This window comes from Duganella sp. Leaf61 (genome assembly GCF_001421905.1).
In the GTDB taxonomy this organism is placed as follows: Bacteria; Pseudomonadota; Gammaproteobacteria; order Burkholderiales; family Burkholderiaceae_D; genus Rugamonas; species Rugamonas zoogloeoides.
Genome location: NZ_LMLM01000031.1, coordinates 399,846 through 417,975 on the forward strand (window position 1 = coordinate 399,846; position 18,130 = coordinate 417,975).

Sequence of the window (18,130 nt, forward strand, 5' to 3'; positions counted from 1 at the left end):
CAAAAATGAACCTTGTCCTCCAGAGTGCCGTCACCGGCCGAGCGCGCAATCGTCAACTGCGTATCCGCCCCTTGCTGGCCGCCTTGCTCAGCGCCGGCATCCTGCTGCCGGCCACCGTGGCGATTGCTGCCGATGGCGATGCCTTGCGCAGCCAGCCCGCCAAAACCTATGCCATCGCCTCCGCGCCGCTGGCCGATGTGCTGAACCGCTACGCCGCCGAAGCGGGCGTGGTACTGGTGTTCGACGCCGGCCAGCTCGGCGGCGCCCAGTCGAAAGGCTTGCAGGGCAAGTACGATGTGCAGGGCGGCTTCCAGGCGCTGCTGGCCGGTACCAAATACGATGCGGTGATGAACAGGTCGGGCGGCTTCGTGCTGCGCGAACGCCCGGCCGCTGCCGCTGCGCGTGGCGACAAGGCGGCTGGCGCCGAACCCGAATCGACGCTGCAGCCGATTCACGTGCAGGCGTCCTCGCTGGGGACGGTGGAACGGCTCGACCGCGAAATGATCAGCAATGCCGCCGCCGTCAACGGCGACATGACCAGCATGTTGCGCATTAATCCGAACGTGCAGTTCGACGACGCGCTGCTGTCGTCGGCCACCGGCGGCGAGATTGCGCCGGCCGAGATCAGCATCCACGGCGCCAAGGCCTACCAGAACGAAATCCTGCTCGATGGCGTATCGATTTCCAATGATATCGACCCGGGCAACAAGATCACTACCACCAGTCCCGACCTGATACCGGGTTCGGCGCAATCGCTGGCGGTGGACGCCAGCATCCTGTGCGATATCGAGGTGCTCGATTCGAACGTTTCGGCCGAATATGGCCGTTTCGTCGGTGGCGTGGTCAAGTCGCGCATCTGCGCGGCGCGCAAGCAGTTCGGCGGCAAGGTCGCCATCGGCTATACCTCGTCGAGCTGGAGCAAGCTGCTGATCGATCCGGCGCGGGAACGGGAGTTCGAAGAGTCGTCGAACGCCGACCTGCAACCGCGTTTCAAGAAATGGACCTATAAAACCACGGCCCAAGCCCGGTTCGGCGACGCCTGGGGTATGTTGGTGAGCGGTGTGCGCCGCACTTCCGAAATTCCGCTCAACCGCTTTACCACTAGCAACGAAGGCACCACCGTCAGCCGCGAAGTGACGCAAAAGCGCGAGCAGGATACGCTGGTGGTCAAGGCCGACTACACGCCCGCGACCGGCATTCACAAGGGTGAAATGACGCTCGCTCATGCGCCGTCGAACAACAGCTATTTCATCGAAAACTACCGCGACAGCGACTACACCATCAAATCGGGCGGCCTCAATCTGAGCGGACGGATCGAATCGCGCTACGACCTGGCGACCGTGACCAACCAGCTATCCTGGTCGCGTAACAAGCAATCGCGTCGGGGCGAAGCGGACACCTATATGAACTGGCGCTGGTCGGCCGACAAGAACTGGGGCGACCCGACCCTCGGCATCAACCCGATGAGCGGCGAGGGCGCACAAGGCGATGTGGACCAGGAAATCAAGACCGCCGAATACAAGCTGCGCGCCGCCTTCACGCCTTTCAACACCGGACCGGTCAGGCACCGCGTGGCCAGCGGCCTGGAGCTGCGCAACCAGGAAGGCACGTATGCGCGCCTGAAAACCCAGTACAACTATTCCACCGTCTCGAGCCTGCCGGCCACCGGCATCATGGCGCGCTGCCTGGGCACCGATGGCATTACCGATACCGTGGCTTGCTCCGCCGCGCCCAGCCGGCAAGGCGTGGGACAGTACTTCCGCACCGAGATTGTCTATAACGTCGGCACCATCGACGTCAAAGCCCATTCGTCTTCCGCCTATCTCGAAGACGAAGCCACGTGGGGCGACTTTTCGCTGCGGGCCGGCGTGCGCGGCGACCGCGATTCACTGATCGGCAAGACCAATATTGCACCGCGCGTCAAACTGGGCTGGCAGGCCAGCGACGTGCTGGCGCTGGACCTGGGCGCCAACCGTTATTACGGCCGTAACCTGTTTGCTTTTGCCATGCAGGAAAAGGTTAATGCGTTCAAGACCCAGCGCACCCGCAGTTCGTCGTCGCTGGTCTGGGGCGCGCCGACCACCACCAAGCCGTCGAACCGCCTCGAGGACATGGATTCGCCGTACGACGATGAACTGACTGCCGGCCTGACTTACGAGTCGGATTTGCTGGCCGGGCCGCTGAGCGTGCGCTATACCCACCGCGACGGCAACGACCAGATCGTGCGGGTGTCGAGAACCAACCAGTCCGACTGCGCCAACAACAGCTGCTTCATCTTCACCAACAACGGCCAGAGCACCACCAGGGACATCACGGTCAGCTGGTCGAACGCGCGCGCATTCAAGATACTCAAGAGCGCCAACCGGTTCTGGGTGGCTGTCAACAAGAGCGATACGAAGGCCAACTACTCGACCTATGCGGCCAGCTACAGCACCGCCATGCTCAACGACGCAATGGTGATGTATGACGGCACCGTGATGCGCTATTCGGATATCCCGGCAGCCAACTACAACCGTCCCTGGACCGCCCGGCTGGGCGCCATGACCACCTTGCCGGCGCAGCACCTGACCATCAACAACATGCTGCGCGTGCGCGGCGGTTTCGAGCAGATACTGCAACGCGGTTCGGCGGTGGTCGATGGCGTGAGCCTGGTCAATTTCGAGCGCACCAATATGCCGCGCTCGGTGGCGCTGGATACCGTGATCCGCTGGACGCCACGGATCTACAAGCGGCAGGAACTCGAAGTGAAACTGACCATCGAAAATATTACCAATCACAAGAACATGATCGCGGTAAACGATACCTATGCGAGTTACGAACGCGGCCGCACCATCGCACTGGAGATTGGCTATGACTTCTAAATTCAAACTGTTTGCCGTCGTCGGCCTGTGGTTCACCATGTCGGCTGCCACGGCGGCCGAAGCCTTCCGCTGGGACGAACGCGTGCAGCGCGGCCAGCTCGATAACGGTTTTACGTATTACATCGTCGATGGCAAAAGCATGGGCGACACGGTCTCGCTGCAACTGGTGGTGCGCGCCGGTTCGCTCGACGAGCGCGACGACCAGTCGGGCGTGGCGCACATGGTCGAGCACATGGTGTTCAAGGCATCTGCCGCCCACCCCGAGGGCGTGGGCAAGTACATGGAAAGCCAGGGCTGGCGCATCGGCAAGCACTACAACGCGCAGACCAATTTCGAGCGCACCCTGTACCAGCTGATGGCCGATAAAAAACCGGACACGATCGCGGCTGGCGTGAACGCGCTGGCGCAAATCGCCGGCGGCGCACACATCCCGGCCGATGCGCTCGAGCGCGAACGCCAGGTGATCCTGGAAGAGTGGCGCGGCAAGCTCGGTGTGCGCGAGCGCATGGACCGCCAGCGCCGCGCCATGCTGCGCGAAGGCTCGCTGTATCCGCAGCGACCCACCATCGGCACCGAGGCGAGCATCCGCACGCAGCCGGCCGAATCGCTGCGCAAGTTTTACCAGGACTGGTACCGTCCCGGCAATATGGCGCTGGTGGTGGTGGGCGACGTCGATGCCAAGACCCTGCGTGCGCAAATCGCAGCCGCCTTCAACGGCTTGAAGCCGGCCGCGCTGCCCGCACGCAATGCCGCCGATCCGGTGTTGCGCGACCAGCTGCAAATCCTGCGCCTGCAGGATTCGGAAAGCGGCACCAGCCAGGTAGGCTTCGTCAACCGCTTTGCCGTGGACAAGCGCCAGGACGACCAAGGTTTGCGTGCACGGCTAGTGGACCGCGTGGCCGAACGTAGCCTGCGCGCGCTGGTGCGCCAGGCCGCAGAGAGCTTGCCGGCGGGCGTATCGTCACTTACCAGCAGCAAGGGCGAGCTCGGCGAAGCCACGGCGTCGCTGGGCTTTGCGTCCAGCGTGGCGGTTGGCAGCCACCAGGCCGGCCTGCGCCAAATCCTCGTGATACGCGAGCGCGTACGGCGTGATGGCCTGCGCGAGGACGACATCCGCAGCGAGATCGCCGAGATCCGCCGCCTCAATGCCAAGGGTCCGCAGCAGCAGGCCGCGCGCGATTTCCAGGGCTGGCAGCAAATGCTGGTCGGCGCGGTGCAGGCCGAACGCGTGCTGCAAGACCCGCAGCAAAAGCAGGCGCAGATCGCACGCATCGCCGATGCCATCACCCCGGCGGAAGTGAACGCGCGCGTGCGCCAGTGGATTGATGCCCCCGACCGCGCAGTGTTCATGCTGGCGCCGGGACTGAGCCCGCTCACCTTGCCGACAGCAGCAGAAGTGCTGGCGATGCAGAAGACGCTGGCGGCGGAACGGTTGCCGGCACTGGTGAAGGTGAACAAGGAGGCGCAGACCGCCTTGCCGGCAGTGGTGCTGCCAGAGATCGAATCGTCGGGCGCCGTGGTGCGCCAGGACGACCTGGGCGAGGGCGTGCAGCGCTGGAGCCTGGGCAATGGCGACGTGGTGGTTTGGCGTCACACCCCGAACGACACGGTGATGCGGTTTGCCGCCCAGTCGGGCGCAGGCTACCGGTTGCCGGGTGCGCCCGGATGGCAATGGCAGCTGGCTGCGCAACTGGGCAACGCCGCCGACCTCGAAGGCCAGGAGCGTGGCGAGATGGCGCGCTGGAGCGCGGCCAACAAGGTGCGGCTGTCGCAACAGCAGACCGAAACCCAGCTGACCTACACGGCGCAGGTGCCGGCGGCGCAGCTGGACGACTTGTTCCTGCTTTACGCAGCCGGCCAGGCACAGTCCGAGATAGCGCAGGCGGCCCTGAGCGACGCCGGCGAACAACTGGCGCGCGTGAGCGCACGCCGCCCCGACAGCGCCGGCGACCGCGCCAGCCGCGAGATGAGCCGCCTGCGCTATGGCGAACGGCTGCCGGCCGACGCCATGCCGGACGTGGCGGCGGTGCAGGAACTCGACAGCCAGGCCGGTTTGCAGCTGGTGCGGCGCCAGTGGCAGCAGCTGGGCGCGCTGCCGGTGACGTATTTCGTCAGTGGCCCGGCCGATACCGCCACCGTAAAAGCGCTGGTGGCACGCCGCCTGGCCGGTATTTCGCGCCAGGATGTATCAGCGTCTGCCACGGCGCTGCAGCAGGTGGGCGGCTACCGCGAGAGCCGGCTGGCGATCGGCATCGAGCCGCAGGGCAGCGTGCGTGCGCACGGCAGCCAGCCGCTGGCGTGGTCGCCGGAGCGGGCCATGCGCACGGCCATTGTTTCGCGCATCGTGTATCGCCAGCTGCGCACCGAGCTGCGCGAAAAAGAGGCGGGCATCTATCGCCTGACTTACAAGCTGAGCCTGGAGCCGCAGGGCCGCCTCACCAGCGAACTGTCGTTCACCGCCGCGCCGGAACGGCTCGATGCGCTGTGGGCGTCCGCCAGGGCGGTGCTGGAAAAATTGCCAGCGCGGATAGACACCGCCATGCTGGAAGAAGAAATCGGCCAGATGCGCAGCGACGAAAGCAAGCGCAAGACCGACGCCACGGCCCAGTTCAACCGCCTGCAACTGAGCTACGCGCGCTATGGCGACGCCCGGTACCTGAAAGACAGCCAGCAACTGGCCGTTGGCCTCACGCCCGAGAGCGTGCGCGCACTGGCGCAGGAGTTCAAACTGGCCGGCGACCTGGCGGTGGTGAAAGTGCTGCCGAAGGATGCGGCGCCGCAGTAGTCTGCCTGTGTGCGGCAAGGCGCGTCCGGTTGCATCGACGGGGCGCGCTTCTGCGCCAAATCATGGTCAAATCATCGTATTGCGTTGATACGGGAGCGGCCATGAAACACACATTCAAAGTCGGCGACAAGGTGCAATGGGAATCGTCGCAGGGCACGGTGCACGGCACCATCAAACAGAAACTGACCGCGCCGACGGACATCAAGGGCCACCACGTGGCGGCGTCGGCCGCGCACCCTGAATACCTGGTGGTGAGCGACAAGACCGGGGCAGAGGCGGCGCACAAGGCGCAGGCGTTGAAAAAGGTGTGAGGATGACGCTACCGCTGCCCGGCGATGGTGGCGTCCAATATGCCGATGATTGTATGTTGAAATTTCTCGGCTTCTTCCTGGTGTATTTGATGGCCTGAATGCTCGAACAGGAATAACTGCTTGTTCGGAGCGCGGAGCTTTTCAAAATACCCGGTCGTGATACCAGCGGAAGTCTGGATATCGTTCTTGCCGACGAAGAAATACACCGGGCACTGAACCGCTGGTAAAGTCTGGCGCAGATCGATGCGCATCACGTCGGTCCACACCGGCGTCCAGGTCTTCGCCCATTCGCCAAAAAAGGCTTTGAATTCCGGGTCGAATACGAATTTCTTACCTTCTTTGTAGAACAGCCATTTTCTGAGGTAAAACAGATCCTGCTCGGTAGCGAAGGGAGCGGCTACCTGAGCAAGTTCCTTGCTGGCGGCGGGATTATCCTTGAGATGAAGTTTGAGCGTTTGCAGCAGTTCATTTTCACTGTCCATCTGGCTGACGACGGGATTGACTGCAAGGTAGGCATGCAGCCATTCCGGGTGGTTTTTCACCATGTCGAAACCCAGTACGTTGCCCCAGGAACTGCCCAATAAATAGATCTTTTCCTGGTGCAGTGTTTTCCTGATGAATTCGACCACCTGGCGCGTATCTTCTGTCATTTGCGCCAACGTTGGCTGGTCTGGAGACGGGTTGAGCTTGAGCGTTTTTCCGGCATCGCGCTGATCCCATTGAATAATGGTGAACCTGCTTTTTAATATTGTGGTGAACGCATCGGCGTTCTTCATCATGGAGCTGCCGGGACCGCCGGACAGGAATAGCAGCACGGGCTTGCGCGCATCGTCCGTTTTGATCTCGATCGCCTGCTTGATGCCGCCGATGTCGGGCGTCAGCAATACGTCCATTTTTTCCGCCTTTACCGTTTCTTGCGCCAGGCAGGCAGCATTGATCAGGGCCAATATCAACATCAGCAGGTATTTTTTGATCACGGGGGGACCTTGTTAGCGGGACAGGCGGGGTGCCCGGCAGCCGGGAATATTATCAATATATCAGCAATTTCAAGTGGCAGCGGTCTTAGCAGGTGCGTCCGTCGAACAGCATAGGATGGCCCTGGGCGTTCGACCAGCCGGATACCCGGAACAGAATCATGCCTTGTTTGCCAGCCAGTGCGCCGCCATCGGCAGCCGGAATTTGCACGACCTCGGCTTTGCCCCAGCGTCGCTGCAAGAAGTCGATCAGGTCGCGCGCCCGGGACAGTATTTTTGGATTATCCGGACTCTAGTGCCGCGACATTGGAGAGTGTTCCATTGCTTCTGCGGGCGCGCCAGCCCGTCGACACCGCTCCGAACAATACTTCACCTGCACCCAATCACGCTCCCATTTCTTGCGCCACGTAAAAGGCAGCTGGCAATGCGCACACAGCTTGGTCGGCAGCTCCGATTTTTTGCGCATTTTCGCCATGCGATGTTCTCCTTAGTTGCTCTTGCCGAGCTCCTTCTCCAGGAAGGTTTCCAGGCCTTCCAGCGACTTGCCCCTGGTTTCCGGCAGACAGGTCGTGACAAAAATCAGCGATAGCACATTGATGCCGGCAAACACGAAGAACGTCGCGCTGCCGAACTGCGCCATGGCAATCGGGAACAGCAGCGCCACCAGGCCGTTGAATACCCATTGGCACGCCACGGCAGTGCCGGTCAACACGCCGCGCACATGCATCGGGAACAGCTCCGACATGAGCAGCCAGTACACGGGCGAAATGAGCATCTGCATGAACAGCAGGAAGCACAGGATGCAGGCCAGGGCAGCGTAGCTTTTGAGCAGGCCCTCGGGCATCAACAGCAGCACCGCACCGAGCGCGGCCTGGGTAGCGATCACGAAGCCGAGGCCCGTCATCAGCATTGGCCGGCGGCCATGTTTGCCGATCAGCCAGATGCCGATAAAGGTGGCGATCAGTGCGACCACGCCGTTGCCGATAGTGGCAGTCAACGCCGCATTGGTGCCGAGACCGGTTGACTTCAAGATGATCGGCGTGAAATACATGAAGGCGTTGACGCCGGTGAACTGGGCTACGAAGCCCAGGCCGATGCCGATCCACAGCAACTTGCGGATCCACGGTGTGCCCATCACGGCAGACCAGCCGGCCTGGTCGCGATCGATCTCGTTGAGCTTGACCATTTCGTCGAGCTCACGCTCGACTTGTTTTTCGCTCGAGCGTATCTGTTCCAGCACGGCGCGCGCCTCATCCATCCGGTTCTTGCTGGCCAGCCAGCGCGGCGAGGCCGGCACCATCAGCATGCCCAGTCCCAGCAGGATGGCCGGCACCGCTGCAATCGCCAGCATGTAGCGCCAGACGTCGGGCGAACCATAAAAGTGTGCGAGCGCTGCGTTGAGGATATATGCGATCAACTGGCCGCTGACGATCATCAGCTCGTTCTGGCTGACCAGCCGCGCGCGCCGGCTGGGGCCTGCCATCTCGGCAATGAACACCGGCACGGTGGACGAGGCGCCGCCCACGGCAAGGCCGAGCACGAAGCGCATTGCCACCATGATCGCGACCGACGGGGCAAATGTTGTGCCCAGTACGCCAATCAGGAACACCAATGACAAGCCCATCAGAGTGCTACGGCGGCCATATTTATCCGACAGCGTACCGGCCATCAGCGAACCGATGGCGGCACCAAACACCAGGGCAGATGTGACGATGCCGTCAGTGACCGGGGTCAGGCCCAGGCCGCCCTGTTCGAGCGGCGCGCTCATGAAGGGCAGGGCGCCGGAAATGACGCCGGTGTCGTAACCGAACGCCAGCGCGCCCATGGTAGCGGCGATGGCTACCTTGAAGACAAAGCGGCTTTCCTTGGTATCGGGCGGGACCGCCTTGGCGGGCGGTTCTGAATGGGAGGGCATGACTGAATCCTTAGCAATTTCTTAGCATCAATCTTGTGCAGATTAATTGAAATTGCTGAGGATGTAAGTTCGGTGGGAGACATATGGCAACTGCCAACGGTCGCTCAGGAACCTGTCAGTTCGCCGTATAGTGCCAGGTATTCCTGGCTCAGCTTGTGATTCCGGTCGAGGTGGATCATTGGCAGGTTGCGCTCGTGCGATTCGCGGATGCGGATTGAACTCGACAGCTTGTTGTCGAAGACGGGCAAGCCTTCTTCCGTGAGCTGCTCGACCATGCGGCGCGGCAAGCTGGCGCGCGGCTGGAACTGGTTGACCACGATGCCCTCGATGATGAGGTCGGCATTATGGTCGGCCTTGATTTCCTTGATGTTGTTGATCAGCGTGTATAAGGCTTGGCGTGAAAAATCGTCGCAATCGAACGGAATCAGGCAACTGTCCGCACCAATCAGGGCAGCCTGGCTGAAGAAATTATAGGCGGGCGGCGTATCGATAAAGATGTCGTCGTATTCCTTGCCCAGTTCCCGCAGCAAGTCGCGCAGCTTGTAGATCTTGTTGCGCGATTCGAGCTTCGACTGCAGATCGCCCAGTTCGGGGTGAGCGACGATGATGGACAGGTTCTCGAACGGCGTGGAATGAACGTAGTGGCCGGCCGGCTGGGCAAACTGGCTGAAGCTGAGCACCTGTTCGAAATAGTCTTTCAAAGTCGGCGTCGTCTCGTGCGCCACTGCGCCCAGCACGTAGCGGCTGGAATTGCATTGCGGGTCGATGTCGATCAGAAGCGTGCGCTTGCCTTGGCTGGCAGCGATCGCTGCCAGGTTTACCGCGATGGTCGATTTACCCACGCCGCCTTTTTGATTGAAGATCACCCGTTTCATCGCACGCCCATGTAGTGATGGAAATGCAACCATTCTAGATGAACTGGCGTGGGCAAGGGATATAAAGATGGCGCGGTCACGGATTAGCGGTCACTACCACGGCAGTTCGACGCCGTTGTACGACCGGAACGACCCGCTGTCGGCCGGGGTGAGCGCATCGAGCACATGCAGCATGTCGGTGGCGGCATCGTGCGCCGGGCGGCCGATGGCGTTACCGCGAAACGGCTGCGACAGATGCGAGTTGACGGTGCCCGGATGCAGCGCGACCAGCACGCTGTTCTTCTGCTGGCGCGCCACTTCGATGGCCGCCGTCCTGACCATCATGTTAAGGGCCGCCTTCGAGGCGCGGTAGCTGTACCAGCCGCCGAGCCGGTTGTCGCCGATGCTGCCGACCTTGGCCGACAGCATGGCCATGACGGCGCGCTGGCTATCGAGCAATGGTACGAAGTGGCGCAGCAGCAGCGCCGGGCCGAACACGTTGGCCGTGAACGTGGCCTGCATTTGCACGGTATTGAGGTCGGCGAGGCGTTTTTCCGGCATGAACGCGGGCGTGTGCAGCACGCCGGCGGCGTTGATGACCAGGTGCAGGCGCGGACCGGCCGCGCACTGCCGCGCGGCCTCGGCGACGCTATCCTCATCGGCAAAGTCGATTGGCGGTAATGAGTGGCGATGCAGTTCGCGCACCGATGCGCAGCGCGGCGAGGCGCGCAGCAGATCGACAAAGGCGGCGCCGATGGTGCCGGAGGCGCCGATTACCAGCGCGTGAAATTGGTCGGGAAGGCTGTCCATCATGGCGGGTTCCTTGTGCATCTCGAAAATGGTTCAGTGTTCAAAGCGTAAAGGGCAGGGTAGCAGTTGTTTCAACGTGTCGCCGATGAGCAGCAGGTTACCGGGCACGGGGAAAATGAATTGCCCCAAAAAAACGCCAACCGGCGATGGTTGGCGTTTTTTTCTAGCGGTTATCGAAGTCCTCCATCGGTCAGAGCCATGGCAGGCCTCCTTTCGGGGCAACTCTGACCCCGAAAGGGCCACTCGGGCTTGATGTTGCCCTGCCAGGTGCATGGCTGAAGGCGGACTCTGCTGGATTGTTTGGGACGTAAAAAAACCGCAGTCTCCCATGAAGAATGCGGTTTTTCAGACTGCTCAAGACGAACTGAGCGATGTTCTTGGTGGCCCGGGGCGGAATCGAACCACCGACACAAGGATTTTCAATCTTCAGGTCTCCGATGTCCGCACCGCGCGGTTCGATCAGATTTCGCTCGGTTTGATATGGGCTAGCGGCTGCAACAAAGCGTTATCGAATTCGGTCAGCGGTTCGTTTCGCAGGACCTTTTGCGGCCAATCGCGGTCTGCTAGCGCGCCTTTGCCAAGCGCAATGACGTCAACGGTGCCAGTGGCCAGCAGCGCGGCGGCTTTGGCCGGTTCCTCGAGCTGACCATTTGCAATGATCGGCAGGCCTGCGTAGCGTTTGGCCAGCTCGACCAGTGCAGGCCCGGTGCCAAAGCCTGGTTGGGTCGCATCGTACTCGGTGACATGAATATAGTCGAGGCCGGCTTTACCCAAATTTCCGAAAATCACGCTCGCATCGTCTACTCCGTTCCCCCATTTGTGTACGAAATCGTTGACCTTGCCCTGTGAAATGCGGATGCCAACTGGGAACTCCGGTCCGACAGCATGCCGTACCGCCTGGCTTACCTCGACCAGCAGCCGCACACGGTTTTCAGTGGCGCCGCCATAACGGTCCTCGCGCTGGTTGCTGTAGGCGGTCAGGAACTGGTCGAGAATATAGCCGTTGGCGCCATGGATTTCGATACCATCAAAGCCGACGGCCTTGGCACGGGCCGCGGCATCGGCGAAGTCTTGTATGAGTTGCGTAATCTCATCGGGCGTTATCTCCCGCGGAATTGGATAGGCTCCCTTACCGCGATAGAAGCTCATCTGTTCCCCGACCGGTTGCACGGCAGATGGCCCAATCGTTTCCGTGCTCCAGTGACTGCCCTGGCTCAGCGCGCCCGCATGCATCAGCTGGATAAAGATTTTTGCCCCTTCCGCATGCACGCCTTCGATCACCTTGCGCCACGCGCGTGCCTGGGCATCGTTCCCAATGCCGGGCTGGTATAGATAACCCTGGCTATGCCGTACATCCGGGTACACCCCCTCAGTAATCAAAAGACCGTAACCACCGCGCGCAAAGCGCGCGTAATAGCGCGTCATGTCGTCACTCGCCAAGCCTTCCGCTGATGCGCTAATACGGGTCATCGGCGCGACCGCGAGGCGGTTCTTCAATGCCAGCTTGCCTATGCTGGTCTCCGTGAATAGAATCGGGTTGCTGGTCATGTTTGGTTCCTTTAGAAAAGCATGGTTGCTACCTGTGCAGCAAAGCCAGGTCGTTCAAATCTCTTTAGTATTTTTTGCGAAGCTGCCTATTCGTGAGCAAGCGGGCGTGACAGTCAATCGACGATCTGTTGACACGTGTTTTTGGAGAAGTGCTTACTCGAAATTCCAGCATCTGAACCTTCCCGATGCTGGTTTGGTGATGAAATACCGTCGGCTTAAAGTTTGTGCAAATGCGCCAACTCAGCGAGGCCGCTGCTTCCATCCGCGTATGCGCGTTGAAAGCCGGGACGCGTCTTCCATCGTTGCCATATCGCGTCAAGATGTTCGAACCGCTCATCAAGAGGCGTGGCATTCACTGGAAATTTAGAAAAAGCGATCGCTGTACATAATGTAATGTCGGCGAATGTCGGTTCGTCGCCGCCAAGCATCCATGCACGGCCGTCGGATAAATGGCGATCTACCAGAGCGGCGTGTGCCAACGCCTCTTTGCGACAATGTTCGCCCCACTGGCGGTTCTGCGTCAGCTCGAGTTTCGGACCTAACCCTTCGTGCATGACGTGAAACATGGTCACAATACGGTACAGAATGTGCGTGAAGATCCGGTTTTCCCACATGGTGTCCATCCCCTGCTCTAGCGGCGACTGCCCCATGATTTTTCTACCGTCGTGCAGTTGGTCGAGGTAACGCGCGATCGCTGCTGCTTCTGACAGATAGTGCCCGTCGGATAACACCAAAGTGGGGGTTTCACCCCACGGATTCATCTTCAGGTGTGGCCACTTGCGTTGATCTCCGCCAGGCGACATATCGTAAATTGTTTCCTCAAATTGCTCCGCGATCCCTTTCTCATGCAGGAACAAGCGCAGGCGCTGGGGATTGGGAAACGCTGAGGGTGATGTATACAGTTTGAGCCGTTCAGTCATGGAAATCTTTCGTGTATTAAGAGCCTATTCCTATAGGCCGGAGTCGCTGCTGGCGCGCCTGACAAGCGGGTGCTGCGTTGCTCGTCGTTGCATGCCTAGCCGTGCGGCCCTCTCGCGCGATGAGTGAGCCTGTCATCCGGTTTGCCGGGGCTTCATAGCCCCCGGCCACTTTTTTGGCGCGCCTGTTCAGGCCGGAGCACCTATCTGACGACTCGGCTTGGCTTCGATGAACGCCGGATGGGTGTCGCAAGCTTCCATGATCCGGTCGATCGTCGGTATATCCGGGATCGTAATCTTAAAAATCCGCACCATTTCCACAATGCTGGCAAGACAGATGTCGGCCATCGTCGGCGTGTCGCCATGACAAAATACGCCTGTCTGCGGCTCGGCGGCAAGACGTTGTTCGAGCGCGGCCAAGCCGGTCCCAAACCACTGGATCTGCCATGCACGCCAAGCCGTGTCGTCCATTCCAGTGGCGGCAGTCAAGTATTTTTTGACGCGCCCCGTGATCAACGGATGGGTATCAGCAGCGAGCATTGCAGCGATTGAGCGGACTCGGGCGCGCCCATGCAGGTCCTGCGGCAGCAACGGGGGCGCCGGCTGGTATTCGTCCAGAAATTCCAGGATCGCCAGCGACTGTGTCAGCGGCGCATGGCCGATCTCAACCAAGGCTGGGATCGCGCCAAGGGGATTGATCTTCAAAAATTTCTCGTCGCGCTGCTCGCCGGCATCGATATTGACGATGCGTTCGTTCGCCGTCAGCCCCTTTAGATTGAGGGCGACGCGTACCCGGTAAGTGGCCGACGTGCGCCAGTAAGCATACAGCTCGAAAGTGGTTGGGGTGGTCATCGCTGATTTCCTTTGAGGTTAGACACACATTGTGGACTGATCGATCTATAATTATAGCCATGTCCAGACTTACACGCCGCTCCACACATAACCACACGCAACCGACCTCCCCAATGCTGGGGCGGCCACGCCAGTTCGTGCCTGCCGAAGCACTCAGGGATGCACTGGAGGTGTTTTGGGAAAAAGGGTACCAGGCAACCTCGCTTGACGATCTGACCGCTGCCATGCACTTGAGCCGGTCGAGTTTTTATGCCTGCTTCGGTTCCAAGCACGCCGTGTTGATGGCCGCTGTCGAACTCTATGCCGATGAGCTATTTGCCAGGCTCGAGGCCATGGCGTCGTCCATGCCTGCCCTCGAGGCCGTCCATGCCGTACTGGCCGCGATTGCCGCCGTCGATGCAGGCCGCCGTGGCTGTTTTTTTGTCAATTGTGTGACTGAACTTGCACCGCATGATGCGGCCCTGGCGGCCTTCGGTCAGCGTCACGTTGCCCGCATCGGCAAGCTGGTCGTCGGCCTGCTCGAGCGGGCCGGATTTACCCCGGAGCTGGCGCAAACGCGCGCCGCCGCCTTGTTGGCGCTGGTGATCGGCACCATCACGCTGCGCAAGGCCGGCCTGCCAGCACCGGAGCTACTGACAATCCTGAACCAGGCGCAGCTGTTGCTCGCCGATACCACTTCTTCTATTTAATGGAGCCACCCATGTCACCACGCCTGCCCACTGTCTTCCTTCCCGCCTTGCTGTGCGACGAAATGCTGTACCAGGATGTCATCGCCGCCCTCGGCGACGCTATCGAACCGCAAATCCTGATGTCGCCGCAAGCGCGCCTGTCCGATAGCGTCGCCGATATTCTTGCGCGCGCGCCGCGCACCTTTGCGCTGGTAGGCACCTCATACGGCGCCAATCTGGCGCTTGCAATTGCCGTTGCCGCACCGGAGCGTGTTTCCGCACTCTGGCTAATGGGCTGCAACGCCGGCGTCCCGGCCGCCGGCGGGCCCGATCTTGCCGCCGGACTCGAAGCGACGCCAGAGGCGATCATTGATTTTTTGGCGGGAATCGTCGTGCGCCCGGCTGATCACGCAGCAACGGCCGCCTTCAAAGCCATGGCGCACCGCGTCGGCGCGGCGGCTGGCGCGGCGCAGGCGCGTGCGCTGGCCAGCCGGGACGATATCTGGGCCAGGCTGGGCGAGCTGCGCATGCCTGCGCTGATCCTGTCTGGTGACGAAGATCCGATTGCACCGCCGGCGTGCGGGCAGCAGCTCGCTCAAGCGATGCCGCACGCGCGCTTCGAATTGCTGTCGCAATGCGGTCACTTGCCGGCGCTGGAGCAGCCGAAGCAGGCTGCCGCGTCGTTCCACGCTTTTATCGGCGAGGCTGCAATGCAGCGCGCACGATAGGGTGGGTAGGACGACTGGCAAGATCTTGTACCGAGGCTGCTGAAGGCGCCTCGGGTTACGCAGGCGGCAGGGCGATAGCTTCGGCCTGTGCTGCAATGTAAGCGGGAAAGTCGCAGTCCGGACTTCACCCATCGCTAATGGGTAAAGGTACCGGAAATAAACCGGACCCAAGGACCGTGGAGTCCACAAACGACAACGCCCACTTGCATGAGTGGGCGTTGCGTGAACGATGTTCTTGGTGGCCCGGGGCGGAATCGAACCACCGACACAAGGATTTTCAATCCTCTGCTCTACCAACTGAGCTACCAGGCCAAGGACCAGAATTATAGCAGGCTCCCATAAAAGCGCAAGCACCAAATTCTGTTGCCGACAAACGCTATAATGGTTGGATGAATAAATCCATGTCCCTGTCCGCCTCCGCCGCCGCCACCGCCTCCACGGTCAGCGCCGAGATTTGCATTGTTGGCAATGGTGCGATTGCCAAGACCACGGCACTGGGCCTGGCGAACGCCGGGCTCAAGGTTATTCTGCTGGGGCCGCCTGCGCCGCCGGTCGCGCCACCGGCCGAGGCAGGGTGGGACGCCCGCGTGTACGCTCTGAATCACACCGCGCACCGGCTGCTGTCGTCGCTCAAGGTATGGGGCGCGCTCGATGCCGCGCGCGTGACGCCGGTCGATGCGATGATCGTGCAGGGCGATGGCGCCGCTGCCGGGGCGCTCGCATTCGACGCGTATGGCGCCCATACCGACACGCTGGCGTGGATACTCGAAGAACGCAATCTGAACCAGGCGCTTGACGCCGCGCTGCGTTTTGCGCAAAACGTCACCATCGTCGGCGGCCGCGCCACGGCGCTGCTGCGCGGTGACGATCGTGCCACTGTCACGCTGGCCGATGGCGGCCGCCTCGAAGCGCAACTGGTGGTGGGCGCCGACGGCGCCGAATCGTGGGTGCGGGGCCAGTGCGATATCGGCCTCGATTACCGCAGCTACGGCCAGCGCGGCGTGGTGTCCAACTTCGCGTGCGAAAAGCCGCACCATGGCGCTGCGCACCAGTGGTTCACGGGCGAGCAGGGCATCGTGGCGCTGCTGCCGCTGCCCGGCAACCAGGTCTCGCTGGTGTGGTCCGCGCCCGACGCGCTGGCCGATGCCTTGCGCGCCGAATCGGCGCAGCAGATTGCCGACCGCCTGGCCGTCTACGCATCTGAAAAACTGGGCGCGCTCACGCCGTTGCAGCCGGAACTGGTGCGCGATTTTCCGCTGCGCCTGATCCGCCCGCACGCGATGACGTCGCCGCACGTGGCGCTGGTCGGCGACGCTGCCCACGTGGTCCATCCGATGGCGGGCCACGGCATGAACCTGGGCTTCGGCGACGTCGCCCAACTGATCGAAACACTAGCCGGCCGCGAGCCGCAACGCGGCGTGGGCGACGCCCGTGTGCTGGCGCGCTACGAGCGCGCGCGCAAGGAAGACGTGCTGCTGATGCAGGTCACCACCGATGGCCTGGCGCGCCTGTTCGGCGCCGATATCGAGCCGCTGCGCGTGGTGCGCAATCTGGGCCTGAACCTGCTCGATAAAATCCCTGTGCTCAAGCGCCGCCTGATCTCGCACGCCATGGGCAAATAAGTACAATCCCGTCATGATGAAGTTACCGGAGAAGTTATGAAATTGAGTAAGTTGGTATTGGTGATGTTGTCGGCGCTGATGGCGTCGTGCGGGAATGCGCAGGATGCGGCGAAAGCGCCAACCGAAGAAGAAATCCGCAAGCTGGTGGAGCCGCGCCTGGGCGAGGGCGTGAAGGTCGATTCGGTCAAGCTTACGCCGTACAGCGGACTGTATGAAATCCGCATGGGTAACGACATTCTGTACACCGACAAAACCGCCACCTACGTGTTCAACGGCCATGTCTTCAACATCACCAACGGCACCGACCTGACGCGCGAGCGCATCGATGAATTGAGCCGCGTGAAGTTCTCCGACCTGCCGCTGGACAAAGCGCTGAAAACCGTCAAGGGCGACGGCTCGCGCGTGATCGCGGTGTTCGAAGACCCGAACTGCGGCTACTGCAAGCAGTTCCGCAAAACCACGCTCACCGAAATCGACAACGTCACCGTGTACACTTTCCTGTACAACATTCTGCGCGAAGATTCGTTCACCAAGTCCGCCGGCGTATGGTGCGCCACCGACCGCAACAAGGCCTGGGACGACTGGATGTTGAACGGTAAATTGCCGCCGGCGGCGCCTGCAGCGTGCACCACGCCCAACCAAGAAATCGTCGCGCTGGGCCGCAAGATCGGCGTCAGCGGCACCCCCACCATCATCTTTACCGATGGTTCGCGTTTGCCAGGTGCGGTAGACACCAAGACGCTTGAAGCGAAGTTCGCAAAAATAAAATCGTAGTCGCAAGTCCAAAACCAGCTGTATCGTCCTCCAGGAGATTTTCATGATCACTTTAAATATCAACGGCAAGGACGTACAAGTCGATGCCGATCCATCGACGCCCATCCTGTGGGCGCTGCGCGACAACCTGAATATGACCGGCACCAAGTTCGGTTGCGGCGCCGCCCTGTGCGGCGCCTGCACCGTGCACCTGGCAGGGGAGCCGGTGCGCTCGTGCGTGATGCCGATTTCGGCCGCCGTCGGCCAGAAGATCACCACCATCGAAGCGATGGAGTCCGACAAGATCGGCAAGGCCGTGCAGGACGCCTGGGTCAAACTCGATGTGCCGCAATGCGGCTACTGTCAGAGCGGGCAAATCATGAGCGCCACCGCGCTGCTGCGCACCAATAAAAGGCCGAGCGACGCCGATATCGACAACGCCATGAGCGGCAATATCTGCCGCTGCGGCACCTACCAACGCATCCGCGCCGCCATCAAAGACGCCGCCAGCACCATCGCTTAAGGGGGACGT

At 61.3% G+C, this 18,130-nt stretch carries 17 protein-coding genes and 1 tRNA gene; 8 read left to right on the forward strand and 10 right to left on the reverse strand.

The features are described from left to right. The first annotated feature begins 5 nt into the window (after nt 1-5). The 3 genes from ASF04_RS23475 to ASF04_RS23485 all read left to right on the forward strand — a co-directional run bounded on the left by ASF04_RS23475 (nt 6) and on the right by ASF04_RS23485 (nt 5,957). On the forward strand, nt 6-2,861 hold the full coding sequence (locus ASF04_RS23475; protein WP_082488971.1) for a TonB-dependent receptor: 2,856 nt from the start codon (nt 6-8) through the stop codon (nt 2,859-2,861). Further along, entirely contained in the window at nt 2,851-5,646 is a 2,796-nt protein-coding gene (locus tag ASF04_RS23480) for a M16 family metallopeptidase (RefSeq protein ID WP_056147144.1), read from the forward strand. Before ASF04_RS23475 ends, ASF04_RS23480 begins: the two co-directional genes overlap by 11 nt. A gap of 101 nt (nt 5,647-5,747) precedes the next feature. After that, the gene (locus tag ASF04_RS23485) at nt 5,748-5,957 is read left to right on the forward strand and encodes a DUF2945 domain-containing protein (protein WP_056147147.1); all 210 of its coding nucleotides are present in this window, start codon (nt 5,748-5,750) and stop codon (nt 5,955-5,957) included. 8 nt (nt 5,958-5,965) lie between these two features. On the opposite strand, the gene ASF04_RS23490 is transcribed toward ASF04_RS23485, so the two are convergent. The 9 genes from ASF04_RS23490 to maiA all read right to left on the reverse strand — a co-directional run bounded on the left by ASF04_RS23490 (nt 5,966) and on the right by maiA (nt 13,827). Beyond that, entirely contained in the window at nt 5,966-6,934 is a 969-nt protein-coding gene (locus ASF04_RS23490) for an alpha/beta fold hydrolase (RefSeq protein WP_229205171.1), read from the reverse strand. Nucleotides 6,935-7,019: 85 nt separating this feature from the next. After that, a complete protein-coding gene (locus ASF04_RS27095; protein ID WP_082488973.1) occupies nt 7,020-7,205 on the reverse strand; it encodes a T6SS effector amidase Tae4 family protein in 186 nt (61 codons plus the stop codon). A gap of 18 nt (nt 7,206-7,223) precedes the next feature. Next, nucleotides 7,224-7,406, reverse strand: coding sequence for a DUF2256 domain-containing protein (locus ASF04_RS27100; RefSeq protein WP_082488974.1), 183 nt, complete (start codon nt 7,404-7,406; stop codon nt 7,224-7,226). Between the two features lie 12 nt (nt 7,407-7,418). Beyond that, nucleotides 7,419-8,846, reverse strand: a complete 1,428-nt coding sequence (locus ASF04_RS23495; RefSeq protein ID WP_056147148.1) for a sugar porter family MFS transporter — start codon at nt 8,844-8,846, stop codon at nt 7,419-7,421. Nucleotides 8,847-8,950: 104 nt separating this feature from the next. Further along, nucleotides 8,951-9,721 (reverse strand): ParA family protein, encoded by a 771-nt coding sequence (locus ASF04_RS23500; RefSeq protein WP_056147150.1) that lies wholly within the window; start codon nt 9,719-9,721, stop codon nt 8,951-8,953. A 93-nt stretch (nt 9,722-9,814) separates the two neighbouring features. Then, the gene (locus tag ASF04_RS23505) at nt 9,815-10,510 is read right to left on the reverse strand and encodes an SDR family NAD(P)-dependent oxidoreductase (protein ID WP_229205174.1); all 696 of its coding nucleotides are present in this window, start codon (nt 10,508-10,510) and stop codon (nt 9,815-9,817) included. 459 nt (nt 10,511-10,969) lie between these two features. After that, a complete protein-coding gene (locus ASF04_RS23510) occupies nt 10,970-12,058 on the reverse strand; it encodes an NADH:flavin oxidoreductase (protein WP_056147153.1) in 1,089 nt (362 codons plus the stop codon). Nucleotides 12,059-12,273: 215 nt separating this feature from the next. Continuing rightward, complete coding sequence (locus ASF04_RS23515) at nt 12,274-12,978, reverse strand: glutathione S-transferase family protein (protein ID WP_056147155.1); 705 nt, start codon at nt 12,976-12,978, stop codon at nt 12,274-12,276. 186 nt (nt 12,979-13,164) lie between these two features. After that, nucleotides 13,165-13,827 (reverse strand): maleylacetoacetate isomerase, encoded by a 663-nt coding sequence (gene maiA, locus ASF04_RS23520; RefSeq protein WP_056147157.1) that lies wholly within the window; start codon nt 13,825-13,827, stop codon nt 13,165-13,167. Nucleotides 13,828-13,940: 113 nt separating this feature from the next. Here maiA and ASF04_RS23525 point away from each other — a divergent pair, with 113 nt between their 5' ends. Next, entirely contained in the window at nt 13,941-14,516 is a 576-nt protein-coding gene (locus ASF04_RS23525) for a TetR/AcrR family transcriptional regulator (protein ID WP_056147159.1), read from the forward strand. A gap of 11 nt (nt 14,517-14,527) precedes the next feature. Then, entirely contained in the window at nt 14,528-15,223 is a 696-nt protein-coding gene (locus ASF04_RS23530) for an alpha/beta fold hydrolase (RefSeq protein ID WP_056147161.1), read from the forward strand. Nucleotides 15,224-15,459: 236 nt separating this feature from the next. Here the strand turns inward: ASF04_RS23530 and ASF04_RS23535 are convergent. Further along, nucleotides 15,460-15,535, reverse strand: a tRNA-Phe gene (locus ASF04_RS23535). Between the two features lie 77 nt (nt 15,536-15,612). On the opposite strand from ASF04_RS23535, the gene ASF04_RS23540 reads away from it, so the two are divergent. Genes ASF04_RS23540 through ASF04_RS23550 form a run of 3 tightly spaced genes read left to right on the forward strand, consistent with a single transcriptional unit; the run spans nt 15,613 to nt 18,121 of the window. Further along, nucleotides 15,613-16,845 carry an FAD-dependent monooxygenase gene (locus tag ASF04_RS23540; protein ID WP_056147163.1) on the forward strand — a complete coding sequence of 411 codons (1,233 nt, stop codon included), beginning with the start codon at nt 15,613-15,615 and terminating at the stop codon, nt 16,843-16,845. 36 nt (nt 16,846-16,881) lie between these two features. Continuing rightward, complete coding sequence (locus tag ASF04_RS23545; protein ID WP_056147165.1) at nt 16,882-17,619, forward strand: DsbC family protein; 738 nt, start codon at nt 16,882-16,884, stop codon at nt 17,617-17,619. A 43-nt stretch (nt 17,620-17,662) separates the two neighbouring features. Further along, complete coding sequence (locus ASF04_RS23550; RefSeq protein ID WP_056147167.1) at nt 17,663-18,121, forward strand: (2Fe-2S)-binding protein; 459 nt, start codon at nt 17,663-17,665, stop codon at nt 18,119-18,121. Nucleotides 18,122-18,130: the final 9 nt, after the last annotated feature.